The organism is Dyadobacter sp. NIV53, assembly GCF_019711195.1.
GTDB lineage: Bacteria > Bacteroidota > Bacteroidia > Cytophagales > Spirosomataceae > Dyadobacter.
Genome location: NZ_CP081299.1, coordinates 5,030,519 through 5,045,199, shown reverse-complemented (window position 1 = coordinate 5,045,199; position 14,681 = coordinate 5,030,519). Strand labels below are relative to the sequence as shown.

The window sequence follows — 14,681 nt, the reverse complement described above, 5'->3', positions numbered from 1 at the left end:
ATTTTACCAATGAAAACCAGCTAAAACTGGTTTTCATTGGTAAAATTTTAAATGAACTCCTGTTTCATTTTTTCAAAAACAGCATAAATCTGCTCTGCTAATATCTGGCATTCTGAATAAGTGAATCCTTCGATTGTATTGTACAATGCGTTTGAGAGTGGCTTGCCTCCTGTTACATTTACCTTCACCCCGTTTTGTTGAACCACGTGAAGGATTCCCTCCCAGTCCTTGGTCAGAGAATCGGAAAAATATTTAGGTTCCAGAATCCTGAAATATGCCGATTGTGATTTTAACTTTTCTTTCAGCTTTTCTGATGTGCCCGCCATTTGAAGCTCTCCAACCAATTTTGAGAGTTCTATGTAAGCAAAAATATTAGACCTTTTCATAACGTAGAGATTGTGGAGATGTAAATTCTGTTATTACAGCTAAAATACAAATATGACTATCCATTCCGCACACTGTATCAAAGGTTTACAATATTTTAATACAATCTATTGGCAGGATGAAATTTTTTTCGGAAACTGGTACCTTTTCAGGAAAGATTTAAATTGGCATAAAAAAACCTGCAATCTGATTATTGCAGGTTAAGAACAGGATAATGATTTTGACCTAATAACGGCTGATATCAACTTTTCTTCTGTAATCTCCTTTTTCGTCACTAAATGGTAAGTGTAATATCAGATGGCGTAATGTATCATCGTATCTGGCAGAGATATTTTCAATATCCACTCCGTTGGGTATAACAAATGTATTAATGAACCGGACCGTTTTCCATTGTTCTTCTTCAGTAAGGCTATCCTGTGAAAAAATTGGCAATAAGTGGTATAACTTCAAATTAGTGGAATTCTTTTTTCCTCTTACAACTTCTAACTGAAGATCCTCAACTTCAATGCCAGGAACTTTCACAACTACCTCAAAACCATCCGATCCTTTTTCAAGTTGAATGGCCGGCTCACTCATTCCACCGTTAATTGTATTGATAAAATCAATATTCATTAACATTTCCTGTGGTATTTTCAGCTTGCTTTCCATGGCAATCGTATGTTTAGGTTCTTGCTTTTACATAGTTATTAAAAACTACGTGCCATTAGCACATTTAGATGTAACGAGGTATAAAAAAGTTAACCTGCATAGATAAGTAATACCTTCAAAAAGCAATCTCAGGTTTCCCTGACCAGTATTTAAACAAAAAGCATTTACTAAAATCAAAATTATAGCATGCCATAATTTCAGTAGATAATTTTGCCTGGGTGACAATATGTCTACAAAATTGGTAGATAATACCAAAATCATACATTTTACCTCTCATTATGTCCGAGGTTACGTTCCGGAGCAATTTCATCACGTACTCTTTGTTTGATTTCTTTAGGTTCAGGAAAGTGGCCTTCCCGTTTCCGGTCCCAAAGTATGGTTTCACCAACATGAATGGTGTATCTTCCCGCAACTTCGGAAGGAACCAGCGTTACAGCATGCAGATCTTCCGCAAAAGTAGTAAGCAGCTCCTGAGCCATCCACGCAGACCGCAAAAGCCAGCCGCATTTCGGGCAATATTCAATGGTTATGGTCGGTTTCATAAATTTATAATGTTATAATTGCCTTATGGCAGCTGAATGATATCAAGATATTTATAAAGTTCAAATAACCACTTAAAATTCCACCAAACGGCAAAAAACCGCAACGGATATCCATCGCGGTTTTCAAATATTAACCTAACCCCTTAATCTCAATAAGAAAACCCCTAAAAGTCTTTCTTAACGTATAACAAAGTTAATAGCTGCCAGACTTGGATTTTAGAGTTAAAATCCCTGATTTTTAAAATGCGTAATTGATAATTTACCACTTCGTAAATGTCCGTGTTCCTATACGTACTATTACGTGTTTTAAAATCAAAATTTTTTATAAACGATTAATTATCAGATATTTAATATAACAACCGTTTACTCAATAGAATCTCAATCTTTTGGCAATTCGTATTGTTACCTCTAATTTTACACATAAATAATTTTTTAGTTAAAATCCAAAATCATTTACAGTTATGTCAAAGTATGTAGGAACCGAAGGAGAATTTATCCTAAAAAATATGGCCGAAGAGATGATTGAAAAGCACTGCCAATTTGCAGAAAAAGATCAAACGCGACAATTCGTTAAAGCGGAATTTTTTGGGTTGGATATTTTCAAAAATCTGTTAGACGAATGTGAAGGTAAAGCAGTTGGTTTCAGAATTTATTATGGACTGTCTGACGAAAATTCCTCCGAAGAAGGAGATAATATAAAATCAAAACAAGATCAAAATATTAAACCAACACCTAGATTAATTATTGTTCCAGTTGATACACATGGTACTGAGTTAACAAGTATCACTAATATTTCAACAAACAGAAGCGTAGCTGCCAAAAAGTTTGCCTTGGGTAAAGGACCTCTTTGTCCAAACGAATGTTAAAATGATTTTAAAATATTAAATAATGTTGGAAACATTCATTACATACTATTTCAAGAAACCTATTCCATGTACAGCTGTTTTCATATCGTTGTTACCATTAATTTTAATTTTAGTTAAAAAAGCATATTTGGATTCAGCATTCAAAATTCTACTGATTTATCTAACATTCAAATTAATAATAGATCTTTTAATGATTCGTTCAGCGTCCATTCATCAAAACAATATTATTTATTTTAATTTAAGCATTCCTATTTATTATGCATTACTTAGTAGTATGTTCTACGAAAAACTGGATAATAAAATTTATAAAAAAGGAATTGCTATTTCGACCGTAGCATTAGTAGTATTTACAATATGGGATATTTTCCATTCTAATAGCAGAATAACAGATTTTCATAATCATAGAGCAGTTTTATTTTCGAAAACTATTGAAGGTGTATTAATTATTATTTTGGTTCTTCTGTATTTTTATGAACTTATTAAATCTTTGAAGATTCCCGATCTCTTAGTTTTCCCATTCTTTTGGATATGTTCAGGACTACTATTATATTATTCCAGTTTTATTTTTATCGCACCTCTGTTGCATTATACTGCTACTTGGAATAGTGTGATAGATTTAGGTATAACCCGCGTGATACCATATATTTTTGAAATCATATGTGCTCTTTTGTTTAGTATCGGTATTTACCAATTTTCAGCAGAAAATTATGCAAGACAGTGATCAATTAAAATGGGCATTACTTATTGCTACACTTGCAATGCTTATTATGGCATTTTTTGTGATCCTGTTTGTCATGTATTACCAAAAAAAGAAATTTGAAGAGGAGAAGCGAATAAATGATATCGAAAAAGAACATAGCCGCCTTTTACTTGATACTGCACTTAATTCCGAAGAAACAGAGCGGAGACGTATAGCACAGGATCTGCATGATGATATCGGCACCATGCTTTCACTGACAAAACTCAGCTTAAATCAGTTAGCCAAGATCATTGGTAATACAGGAGAAAAAGAAGAGCAGATTATGGGAAGGGCGCAATCATTGGTTGAGGAAACGATCTTACATGTAAGGCGTATCACCAGGGAATTGGTGCCCACTACTTTGGAGCGTTTTGGCCTGGCAGAGGCTATTGACGAATTTATTCATAAACTTGAAGATGGGAATAATTTAAAAATCACTTTTCAGCACAGTACGGAAGAACTTCCCAGGCAATCACCAAAAGTGGAACTGACCCTTTACCGTATTATGCAGGAACTGGTTAACAATGCGATCAAACATTCAAACTGTTCGAAAATCAATATTAGCCTGGAAACGAACAGTAAGTATATCAGCCTGCGTGTAACCGATAATGGTATTGGTTTTGATCATGATCTGATTAAAGAAAGTAGCCTGGCAGGGCTTGGCCTGCTGGGGATACAAAGCCGGCTTTCGATCGTGGATGGTACAGTAGAATTCAGCAAGTCGGAAAATAATGGTTCAAATGCACTCGCTCAAATACCAGTTGTTCCTGTAATAGACAGTAAACCAGAGCCTTTACATCCTTTTCGTCGTGAACGTGTGAATCTTTAAACTATATGGAAACCGTAAAATTAGGTATTGCCGACGATCATGAACTGTTCAGAAAAGGATTTATTTCTATGCTGAGTGGAATTCCTGACTTCGAATTCATTCTGGAAGCTGCGAACGGGCAGGAGCTTCTGGATAAATTGCCTGCCAATACACCCGATATTGTATTTATGGATCTTCAAATGCCGGTCATGGACGGCATTCAGGCTACCGAAGCTGCTTTTGAGCGTTTCCCTGACATCAAAGTAATTGTGGTCTCAATGTATAATGAGGACCGGTTTGTGATACACATGCTGGAAAAAGGCGTACAGGGATATTTACTAAAAGATACCAGTCCTGACGAAGTGGAAAAAGCCATACGACGGGTTGCTGATGAAGGTTTCTATTACAATGATTTTGTATCAAAAGCCATGCACCGTAAAATGGTGAACCGGCAACCAAATAAGCATCCTTTTTTCCCAAACGCATGTAATGTTGCACTTTCTCCAAGAGAACAGGAGGTTTTACAATTGATCTGTGACGGGCTTTCCACTTCGGAAATCAGTGACAAGTTATTTATCAGTATCCGCACCGTGGAGGGGCACCGTTTGCGTGTTCTTGAAAAAACCGGAACAAAAACAACCGCAGCAGCTGTTGCTTTCGCCTACAAAAATCAGTTACTCTAAAAAATTAAACAGAGTAAACCGTTTGCAGTGTTCATAGATTAAAAAAACATTCAACTCCCAATTTCTCCTATCCAAAATAATCAGGCAAAACTGACTTAGCTCCAGCATTAAGTATAATTCAAGCCCGGTTTCTTCCCGCGTTGTATTGCCATAAATGATACTCACTTGTCCGGCGTCATCAGGAAATTGCTATGATTTTGTAGTATCTTTCCCGAAGTATTCTTTACAATATAGCTATGAAAATCCTTATCGTCTGCACAAATCATGATACGTATCCGACCAAATCAGGAAAGACCGGTTTATGGCTGAGCGAGCTAACTCATTTTTATGATGTGATGGTAAAAAGAAGAGTACTGGTTGATATTATCAGTCCGAATGGAGGAAAAATCCCTATTGATGAGCGCAGCCTGGATTTAAAAGATGAGGTGAATCTCAAATACTCGGACGACAACGCTTTTCAGTTAAAAATTACAAATTCGTTGCTTCCTTCACAAATTGACGCCCATGATTACCGTCTCATTTATTTTGCAGGCGGCCACGGAGCAATGTGGGATTTGACAGAAAATACTGAATTGCAAGATATTACACGTACAATTTATGAAAATAACGGTATGGTTACTGCCGTTTGCCATGGTGTTTGCGGATTACTTCACGTGAAGTTGTCGGATGGTTCGCTGCTTATAAAAGACAAATACCTGACAGGGTTTTCAAATATGGAAGAAGCGCTGATGAGCTTTGTTACCGAAGTACCTTTTTACCTTGAAGACAAATTAAAAGAGAGCGGTGCACATTATACGAAATCTATGATCCCCTTTATCGAATTTATAGAACTGGATGAGCGATTGATCACCGGACAAAATCCAAATTCCGCAAGAAAAGTAGCTTCCAAGGCTTTGGAGGAACTCTTCGAAAAATAAACATTAAAGGATTCACGCAGAGTTAGGGAGTTTTACACTGCGTGAATTCTTTCTTACTTCACCCCCATTTCACCAAAAAGAGATTTGAAAGTAGGCAGTATTACGTCTTTTTCAGAAACGATAGGATTTTCTATACCCCAGTCAATATTCAGATCAGGATCATTCCATAATATTCCCGATTCGGATTCTTTGCTATAACCGTTAGTACATTTATAACTGAATACTGAATCTTCTAATGCTACGAACCCATGGGCGAAACCTTCGGGAACGTAAGCCATATTATTGGTATCGCTTCTCAGTTCAAAAATTTCATATTTACCAAATGTCGGAGACTCAGGACGAATATCTACTGCAACGTCCAAAACCCGGCCTGAAATTACTCTTACCAGTTTGCCCTGTGCGAATGGCGCATTTTGAAAATGAAGCCCTCTGACAACACCTTTCTTGGAAAAAGATTGATTATCCTGCACAAAATTGGTTGGAAGTCCCAGCTTTTTAAATCCTGTTTTATTGTAAGATTCAAAAAAAAGGCCACGATCGTCTTCAAAAATACGTGGAAAAATTTCAACTAAACCTTTTATAGATGTTTCTCTAATTTGCATAGTGCATTACTTATGGTACGATGGTTTGGCAAACAGCTGTTTAATATGTCAGCAAATTTATGAATCTATTATCAGACGTTGTAATTTCGGCGCAATATTTCCAAAATCATGACACATAAAATACTATCTGAACACATTTTTCATAAAAAATCCTATTTGTGTGTAGGCCTGGATACAGACATACGTAAGATACCGTCTCATTTATTAAAGGAAAAAGATCCGGTATTTGCATTCAATCAACAAATTATTGATGCGACACTGGATTATTGCGTATCCTACAAACCTAATATTGCTTTTTACGAAGCCTTGGGTGCGAAAGGCTGGGAAAGTTTGCAAAAAACAATAGAATATATACCCCAAAGCCACTTCACCATTGCTGATGCAAAAAGAGGTGATATTGGAAATACTTCCGGGCTCTATGCACGAACTTTTTTTGATCCTGCTTCTTCCGGCCTGAATTTTGATGCCGTTACCGTTGCACCCTATATGGGCAGCGATTCCGTAATCCCCTTTCTTGAATTTGAAAACAAATGGGTTATTCTGCTGGCACTTACATCAAATTCAGGCAGTTCAGATTTTCAACGCATTGAATCAGAAGGCAAGCCGCTTTTTGAACAGGTTCTGATAAAATCACAGGAATGGGCAGGTGCAGACCGGATGATGTATGTGGTTGGTGCAACGCAGGCACAGGATCTGAAACATATACGCAGTATTGTTCCTGATCACTTTTTGCTCGTTCCGGGAGTAGGTGCTCAGGGTGGCAGCCTGGAAGAAGTTTCCAGGTATGGATTGAACAAACATTGTGGCTTGCTGATCAACGCTTCACGGAGTATTATTTATGCCAGCAACGGTGTAGACTTCGCAAAGAAAGCAGAACAAGAAGCTAAACATCTTCAACAGGAAATGGCTCTTTATCTGGACAAATACTGTAATTAACAGTAACATCATATATTCACAAATTCGTAATTCTTTTATTAACAGGTAATGCAACTTTCCGAACAAAATAAATACACGATACAAGGAATTGAGCCGGCTGAACTGGTTGAAAAATTTGGCAGTCCGCTATATGTTTATGATGGAGGCACAATAAGACGCAAAGTAAATGAGCTTAAACACGCATTTTCCGGCGTGAATATGAAAATTAAATATGCTTGCAAGGCCAATACCAATCTTGCCGTTTTACGGCTGATGCGTGAAATCGGGGTTGAACTGGATGTGGTATCACCGGGAGAATTCGAAATGGGGAAATTAGCCGGTTATGCAGGCAACCAGATTACATTCACACCCAGCGGTGTTCCGTTTGCGGAAGTACAGGCGGCAGTTGAAGCAGGAGCAATTGTGAATGTAGACAGCATTCCTTTACTGGAATGGTTCGGACAAACTTATGGTAACACCAAGCCTTGTCTGATACGCATTAAACCAAACGTAGCTGCTGGTGGTAATATCAAGATCATGACGGCTCATGCAGATTCCAAATTTGGTATTTCCGTATTGCTGATTGATCAGATCTTAGCAGTTGTTAAAAAATACGATCTCAAAATTATCGGCCTTCACCAGCATACAGGTTCAGATATTAAAGACGCGGAACCATTTTTACAGGTTGCAGATATTCTTTTTGCAACTGCAAAACATTTTCCTGACCTTGAAATTATTGATCTGGGAGGCGGTTTTAAGGTTTCCTATCAGCCAGGCGATGCCGTGACCGACATGGAATTACTGGGAAATAAAATTTCTGAACGTTTCAAAAACTTTTGTGACGAATATGGCCGCGAGTTACAACTTTGGTTCGAGCCCGGTAAATTTCTTGTAAGCGAATCCGGCTATTTGCTCACAACCTCAACAGTAGTAAAAGAAGATCCGGCGCGAAATTTTGTACATATTGATTCCGGCCTCAATCATTTGATCCGTCCGATGATGTATGGTTCCTATCATCACATTCTGAATACTTCTAATCCGGCGGGTGAAGAGAAATTATATAATGTGGTAGGATATATTTGTGAAACCGACACGTTTGCTACCGATCGTAAGTTGCCCGAAGTCAGCCAGGGAGATATCCTCGCTTTCCTGAATGCAGGAGCCTACGGTTTCACCATGAGTTCAAATTACAATGCCCGCTTTCGTCCGGCAGAAGTACTGGTAGATCATGAAGAAGCTAAATTAGTCCGCAGGAGAGAAACATTGGAAGATCTTTTACGAACTCAGATGTAGTTGTTAGGTTACACAGAGTTTTATGGGAGAAAAAAGAGAACCACAGAGAAAAAAATTAACTCTGCGGCCCTCTTTTTTTCCTCTGTGTAACTCCGTGTAACCTATTAATGCCCTCCGGCGCTTAATTCGCTGAAATCCACATTCCCATAATGTTTGCTTTGTAATCTTTTGAAAAACACAAGACAAATTACGAGTAATGCCATGGGGATAAGAGAAAAGTAGAATGCGGTCTGACCGCCGTAAGCTTCAAAAATGTGGCCGGTAATTAATGATCCGGTTGTTCCTCCCAAAGCCGAAAAAATAACGATCAGCCCTGACATCATTCCATGCTGTTGTTTGGGCAATGCACTTAAAATAATGGAATTGATAGCAGGATAAATCGGTGCTATAAAAAACCCGATGAGCGGAAACATAAAGGCTACCATAGGAGCATTGCTCCATCCTGTGATATTGTTGCCATTAACATTTTTGGCCAGTGGCAAGGCAAAAACCACCAAAGCAGCAGATGCCAGAATGCAGCAGATCAGGACCATAATCCAGGAAAACCTTTTTAATACGATTCCCGCAACAAAGCGGCCAAATGCCGTGGAAGCAGCCAGTATACTGGCCATTTGTATACTTAGAGCTGTTGGAAGATGTAGTACTTTATTATTAAAGGTCGGCAGCCAGCTCATAATGCTTTGTTCGATTAAAACATATATAAATGCGCTTGCAACAAAGATCATCACAATAGGCATCACAGTGAGTTGAAACATTTTTGTTAATCCCACATGTGAACTTTCTATTTTTTCTGTATCGCCCATTTCATTTTCATGAATGGGTGTACTCAACAACAGTAAAAACGCCAAAATAGCTAATCCGGCCAGTAAAAAATAAACCTTCGTCCATCCTGTTGCCTGAGGATTTTTATCATCAATAAAAGCACTGAATATGAAATAACCCGTAAGTATACCGATCATGAAAAATGATTCGATAAAATTCATCATACTGATATGCTCCTTCTGGTCTTTGGTAACTAATCCTATTGTAGCATAAACGGATACTTTAATAAGCGCGAAACTTGCTCCTGTTGCTGCAAATAACAATTTTGTCATCCAGAAAGTATTCACGAGCGGCATCATAATACATGTAACAGCCACAGTTCCCAGGGCAATCAGCATAGCATTCCGGTACCCGATCCGGTTCAGATATGATGCTACAAAAAATGACATACCTGCAATACTTAGGTCTTTACATGCTTCCAGAATAGCCGCAGAAGAAGCATTTATTCCATAAGAAGCCTGCACCTGAAGAATAACTGTACCTACGCTATTGAGTAAAATGGCAAAAATAAAATAGTTAATAAAAATGGAGAGCTTAATTTTCCAGGTACTCATAAAAGACCAAACATTAGAATTAGTTAACTTAATATTTAATTTATCTTATGTCAAAAACACCGCTATTTTTGGCATCAGATGAATTAGACGTAACTATTCCATGCGGTCACAATTGTTCAGTAATTTATTTATAAAATATAGTTAAATATTAATAATCAAAGAAGAGCCATCGATACGGCCTAAAGCAATGTTGCCACGGATTCACGGATAAGACACTAATACTATTTTAATTTAGCGTTAGTGTCTTATTCGTATATCCGTGGCAAAAAAAGATTAGTCTTAGAAGCCTTACTTAGCCGTTGTCAGGTTTTTAATCAAATCAACCTCGGCCTGACGATATGGTTTCCCGTCTTTCTGGAATATATCATGAAACCAGAGTTTCGGTTCGCTGGTGTAAGTAACCTTCCAGCTGTCCCATGGATATATTGTTTGGGATTTCCCATTCACTAATCCCCAGTTTATTGCTCCCACATTATACTTTTTCGCAATTGGCAAAAACCCTTCGAAAAAACTGCCGTTTCCTCTGGACATATATTCGGTACAAATAAGCGGACGGTCGTATTGCTGCAATTGTTTAATACGCTTTTCAAAGTCCTGAGGTTTGTCGTAGTTGTGGAAAGTAACAACATCCGATTCATCAATACTAGCTTTTTCTATTGGTTTCAGGGTTTCGTGTGATGTCCAGTCTCCCGCCCAAACTCCTGCTGTCAACGGCTGCGAAGGATTAACAGAACGCGCCCAGCTGAAAGATTTTTTCATCAGCGGCAATACATAATCCACTTTGTTCGGCAGTTCAACTTTTCCATATGAACTCGTATTTGGATTATCAGGCTCATTCCAGATATCCCATGCCAGAACACGATCGTCATCTGCAAATTTAGCCACAGTACCTGTTACATATCTTGCCAGTCTGGGATATTGCGTGCTATCTTTTAAAGCATTTAATCCCGGACTCTGCACCCAGCCGGAATTGTGCACGCCAGGTTTTGGATCAGGCTGTTTACCTAACTTTGGAAATGGGTCCCAGCAGGAATCGAATAATACTAAAACCGGCTTGATCTTATGTTTGGAAGCAATATCAAGAAATACATCCAACCTTTTGAAAAATCCTGCTGAATCCTGCTCGTATAGTAAATCATGCAAATACACACGCATAGTATTCATACCAATACCTGCGGCCCAGCCCAGTTCCCGGTTAATAGTCGTCGTATCAAATGACGCTTCCTGAAACATTTCCAATTGATTGATCGCCGTACTTGGCAAAAAATCAGCTCCGACCAGCCAGCCTTGTTTGGCATACCAGTCTTTTGCCTGTTGCTTCGTCCAGATTTCTCTTGCGGATGTTTGTGAGGTACTATCTTCTTCTTTTTTATCTTCTGCTTTTTTGGCACAGTTTTGAAAAGAAAGGCAAATCAGTACTGCCCAAAGTGTCGTTTTTAAAAATTTCATTTAGTAAGAATTTTGGTATTAGATTTTAGATTCGCAATATTTATTTTCACAAGATCGCCTGCCTAACAAAGTAAAAAGTTAAAACAAAGACCGTTAAGAAATCTTTACGTTCCAGGCTCCTTTCTTTGCGGCCTTTCCGTGAAAGCTTCTTTTCTTCACTTGAAAACTGGCCCTTTCTGACTTTTTAAACCCGGCTGAGAATTTACTATTTCAGGCCATCCGTTTGGCCATATTACTTTATCCAGCATTAAAACACGCCTGTTTGCTCCGGTTGGAACATTGGGCTTGCTTTTATCAATCGCATGATACAACATCCAGTCAGTCCCGGCATTATCGGCAATTAATCGTGCATTGTGCCCAGGACCAGCGTATTGGTCGTTCCCATGCAACAAAACAGAACCTGAACCTCGCTCTTTCAGATCTTTTCCTCCTTTATCCAGATACGGCCCCTGAATATTCTTCGAACGGCCAACCCGGACATTGTATGTACTTTTAGCACCTTCACAACATCCGCCCTTTGAACCAAAAAAGTAATAATACTCTCCTTTTTTCTGGATCATTACTGCTTCAAAATCTCCGGCAGCCACTTTAAATTTTTTAGTGATGTCCAGAACAGATTTACCGTCCTCTGCCAATTCTACACCAAAAGTCCCTTGCGTAGGTGCGTCACTGTAACTTCCCCAAAACAAATACTTTTTCCCGTTCGCTTCCAGATAAAACGGATCAATTGAATTGGGAACATCTGCTTCCTTACTTAAAAATAACTTTCCGGTATCTGTAAATGGCCCGGCGGCAGAATCAGCAATGGCCAGCCCTACTCCCGGATTTGGATCACCCCAGGTTGAATAAGCATAATACAAATAATATTTACCGTTCACCTGCACAATATCAGGTGCCCAAATCCCGCCTTTTTCTTTCCACGCAGGTTTTGTCAGAAAAGCATCTTTCACATAGGTCCAGTCAACCAGATTTTTCGACCGGATTACCGGAACCAGATGTGCGCCTTTACCGTCACCCCAGTCATCCATTGTTCCGTATGCATAAAACCAGCCGTCATTTGCTTTCATTACAGTCGGATCCGCCAGGATTGGCTCAAAAACAGGATTTGTATAAATAAGCGAATCCTGATTAATTCCTGACATTTTAGATCCGTTGTAAGGTTTTTTACATGAATCTGAGGTAGTAAATACAATAAATAATGCAAGAATTGAAAGCACCTTTTTCATGATTCGCCGGTTTTTCAGGAAAACATTTTTTTATAAAAATCCAGGCCTTCACTGGCAAGCTCATCAGCACTATTGGCCAATGGACGCCAGATACAGGCAGCTTTGGCGAGTTCTTTTGAAGGCTGTCCAAAAGTTTCAATGACTATTGCACCATCATATCCTATGTCTTCCAGCGCTTCTTTGATTCCCTGCCATTCCAAATGTCCGGTTCCGGGAGTTCCACGATCACTTTCATTTCCTTGAACATGACAAAGCAGTTCTTTACCAACTTTGCGGATAGAAGCCGGAATGTCCTTTTCTTCAATGTTTGAATGGAAGGTATCCAAAACAATTTTCAGATTTGGACTTGCAACTTCATGTACAATAGAAAGTGCCTGATCAACCGTATTGACCATGTCTGTTTCAAAACGGTTCAAGGGTTCCAAACCAACGACAATGCCGGAATCTGCTGCAATTTTCGCGATTTCAATTAATGTTTCTACACACCAGGCTCTTTCCTGTTTTTTCTGTTCGTCTGAAACCAACCGGGTTTTACCTACTGCTGAATAAACCGGGCCTCCAAAAATAGGACTTCCAACGTTTTCTGCAATTTTGATACAATCAATAATATATTGTTTTCCCAGTTCACGGAAATGTGGTTCGGTACTCGAAATATCTCTTTCAGCTCCAAATGCACCGCTGATGGTAATTTTCAGGTCAAGATCACTTGCTGTGTCTTTAATTAATTTCCAGTCGATAATATTGGTATCCTCTACGGCTATCTCAATAATGTCATAGCCCATACTTTTCACTTTGGTAAGCAAACCGACATTTGCAGACGAAAATGGAGAGACCCATATAAATGTACTTGCTCCGAATAACATGAATTGGTATTTATGATTTTAATTCGTTGGTAATCATGGGCGGTGCCCAACCATTGGCGATATTTATCGTGCATGTTAATAACCATGGGCGATGCCCGTGGCTAAGGTATAAGAGCCCGTTGGGCAATTGCATGAGACTTGCATTTAAAACCTACTCCGCGAAGCTTGGCACGTTTACCCTAATCCCACCATTCATTGCCGACTCATGTGCACAAATGCCGGCACAGGTATAATTTGCCGCCAACGCTGCATCAACTGCCGAATCTCTTCCTTCAACAATGGCTGCTATAAACTCCTGTACCAAATGCGGGTGTGATCCGCCATGGCCTGCTCCCTGTAAAAAAGATACGTGGTTCGGATCATCAATTTTTTCACGTTTGGTAAAATGTTTGATAGGCTCGATCAGCAATTCATCCGTATCGGGCACATCTATGCGTTTTGCATTTTCACCACCGTCAAAAATAATATGGCTTTCGTCCTGTAACTGTTCCCATTCGAATGACATTTTGGTACCATATACATCATAACTTTCACGATACTGGCGCACTACATCAAATAATGAACGTGTTGCTTCTGCAACAACATCCGTATTTTTTAGTGTGAAAGTGGCCGTTTCCACTGCAAAAGGTGAACCGTAACGGCTTGCCAGATCTTCTGAAAGCCTGCCTGAACCGTGGCAAACAACCGTTTCTGCAATAGTATCGTTAATTTTTAAAAGCGGGGAAATGGCATGAGTCCCGTTTAACATCGGCGGATAACCTTTCCAGTATTCGCCCCAGCCTTCCATGCTCATATCCTGAATATGTGAGCCGCGAACGAACTGGATCCTGCCGAGCTGCCCGCTTTTGGCAAGGTTCAAACCATATAAAAACTCGCGTGTGTAAAGCGCAGTTTCCATCATCATGTACACTTTTCCGGCTTTACGTTTTGCCTCAACAATGGCCGTACAATCTTCCACTGTCATTGCCATTGGAATTGTACAGGCTGTATGTTTTCCTGCATTGAGCGAAGCAAGGGTCATTTTTGCATGTTCCGGAACTGGTGTTACGACATGTATTGCGTCTACATCTTCTCTTTGTGGGATGTCTTCAAAATGTTCGAATACCAGATTTTTGTCCAGATTGAATTTGGCAGTCAGTTCATCACGGGTTTCTTTACTGCGCGTACAAATTCCTACGGCTTTAATATTCGGGTGACTTTGGTAAATAGGGATAAATTCTTTCCCAAAACCCATACCTACAATAACGACTGTAATTTGCTTCTGACTCATAGTATTTGTTTTTATTGATTAGTTAAATCCGTGGGCGGTACCACGGTTGAGGTATTTAGCCCTTTCAGGGCGATTCCATTAGCCCTTCTGGGGCGATTCC

General features: G+C 39.2%; 16 protein-coding genes. 7 read left to right on the top strand and 9 right to left on the bottom strand.

Annotated features, from left to right (window positions below; genetic code table 11):
- Positions 1-47: 47 nt before the first annotated feature.
- The 3 genes from KZC02_RS20745 to KZC02_RS20735 all read right to left on the bottom strand — a co-directional run bounded on the left by KZC02_RS20745 (position 48) and on the right by KZC02_RS20735 (position 1,574).
- The gene (locus KZC02_RS20745) at positions 48-386 is read right to left on the bottom strand and encodes a hypothetical protein (protein ID WP_221390445.1); all 339 of its coding nucleotides are present in this window, start codon (positions 384-386) and stop codon (positions 48-50) included.
- A gap of 223 nt (positions 387-609) precedes the next feature.
- Positions 610-1,032 (bottom strand): Hsp20/alpha crystallin family protein, encoded by a 423-nt coding sequence (locus tag KZC02_RS20740; RefSeq protein WP_221390444.1) that lies wholly within the window; start codon positions 1,030-1,032, stop codon positions 610-612.
- Positions 1,033-1,298: 266 nt separating this feature from the next.
- Positions 1,299-1,574 carry a SelT/SelW/SelH family protein gene (locus KZC02_RS20735; protein ID WP_221390443.1) on the bottom strand — a complete coding sequence of 92 codons (276 nt, stop codon included), beginning with the start codon at positions 1,572-1,574 and terminating at the stop codon, positions 1,299-1,301.
- 461 nt (positions 1,575-2,035) lie between these two features.
- Here KZC02_RS20735 and KZC02_RS20730 point away from each other — a divergent pair, with 461 nt between their 5' ends.
- The 5 genes from KZC02_RS20730 (at position 2,036) to KZC02_RS20710 (ending at position 5,587) form a co-directional block, all read left to right on the top strand.
- Complete coding sequence (locus tag KZC02_RS20730) at positions 2,036-2,440, top strand: hypothetical protein (protein WP_221390442.1); 405 nt, start codon at positions 2,036-2,038, stop codon at positions 2,438-2,440.
- 22 nt (positions 2,441-2,462) lie between these two features.
- Positions 2,463-3,161 carry a hypothetical protein gene (locus KZC02_RS20725; RefSeq protein WP_221390441.1) on the top strand — a complete coding sequence of 233 codons (699 nt, stop codon included), beginning with the start codon at positions 2,463-2,465 and terminating at the stop codon, positions 3,159-3,161.
- Positions 3,148-4,008: a sensor histidine kinase gene (locus tag KZC02_RS20720; protein ID WP_221390440.1), complete on the top strand. Its 861-nt coding sequence runs from the start codon at positions 3,148-3,150 to the stop codon at positions 4,006-4,008. Before KZC02_RS20725 ends, KZC02_RS20720 begins: the two co-directional genes overlap by 14 nt.
- A gap of 5 nt (positions 4,009-4,013) precedes the next feature.
- Positions 4,014-4,670 carry a response regulator transcription factor gene (locus KZC02_RS20715; protein ID WP_221390439.1) on the top strand — a complete coding sequence of 219 codons (657 nt, stop codon included), beginning with the start codon at positions 4,014-4,016 and terminating at the stop codon, positions 4,668-4,670.
- Positions 4,671-4,906: 236 nt separating this feature from the next.
- Entirely contained in the window at positions 4,907-5,587 is a 681-nt protein-coding gene (locus KZC02_RS20710) for a type 1 glutamine amidotransferase domain-containing protein (protein ID WP_221390438.1), read from the top strand.
- A 53-nt stretch (positions 5,588-5,640) separates the two neighbouring features.
- On the opposite strand, the gene rfbC is transcribed toward KZC02_RS20710, so the two are convergent.
- Complete coding sequence (gene rfbC, locus KZC02_RS20705; protein ID WP_221390437.1) at positions 5,641-6,189, bottom strand: dTDP-4-dehydrorhamnose 3,5-epimerase; 549 nt, start codon at positions 6,187-6,189, stop codon at positions 5,641-5,643.
- 108 nt (positions 6,190-6,297) lie between these two features.
- Here rfbC and pyrF point away from each other — a divergent pair, with 108 nt between their 5' ends.
- Both pyrF and lysA read left to right on the top strand, forming a co-directional pair.
- Complete coding sequence (pyrF, locus tag KZC02_RS20700; protein WP_221390436.1) at positions 6,298-7,125, top strand: orotidine-5'-phosphate decarboxylase; 828 nt, start codon at positions 6,298-6,300, stop codon at positions 7,123-7,125.
- A 48-nt stretch (positions 7,126-7,173) separates the two neighbouring features.
- Entirely contained in the window at positions 7,174-8,397 is a 1,224-nt protein-coding gene (gene lysA / locus KZC02_RS20695) for a diaminopimelate decarboxylase (RefSeq protein WP_221390435.1), read from the top strand.
- 104 nt (positions 8,398-8,501) lie between these two features.
- On the opposite strand, the gene KZC02_RS20690 is transcribed toward lysA, so the two are convergent.
- From KZC02_RS20690 to KZC02_RS20670, 5 genes are all read right to left on the bottom strand, one after another.
- Positions 8,502-9,773 (bottom strand): sugar MFS transporter, encoded by a 1,272-nt coding sequence (locus tag KZC02_RS20690; protein WP_221390434.1) that lies wholly within the window; start codon positions 9,771-9,773, stop codon positions 8,502-8,504.
- A gap of 288 nt (positions 9,774-10,061) precedes the next feature.
- On the bottom strand, positions 10,062-11,222 hold the full coding sequence (locus KZC02_RS20685; protein WP_221390433.1) for a cellulase family glycosylhydrolase: 1,161 nt from the start codon (positions 11,220-11,222) through the stop codon (positions 10,062-10,064).
- Between the two features lie 155 nt (positions 11,223-11,377).
- A complete protein-coding gene (locus KZC02_RS20680; protein WP_229253699.1) occupies positions 11,378-12,448 on the bottom strand; it encodes a family 43 glycosylhydrolase in 1,071 nt (356 codons plus the stop codon).
- Between the two features lie 14 nt (positions 12,449-12,462).
- A complete protein-coding gene (locus KZC02_RS20675) occupies positions 12,463-13,311 on the bottom strand; it encodes a sugar phosphate isomerase/epimerase (protein WP_221390432.1) in 849 nt (282 codons plus the stop codon).
- Between the two features lie 151 nt (positions 13,312-13,462).
- Positions 13,463-14,581, bottom strand: a complete 1,119-nt coding sequence (locus KZC02_RS20670) for a Gfo/Idh/MocA family protein (RefSeq protein ID WP_221390431.1) — start codon at positions 14,579-14,581, stop codon at positions 13,463-13,465.
- Between the last annotated feature and the right edge of the window lie 100 nt (positions 14,582-14,681).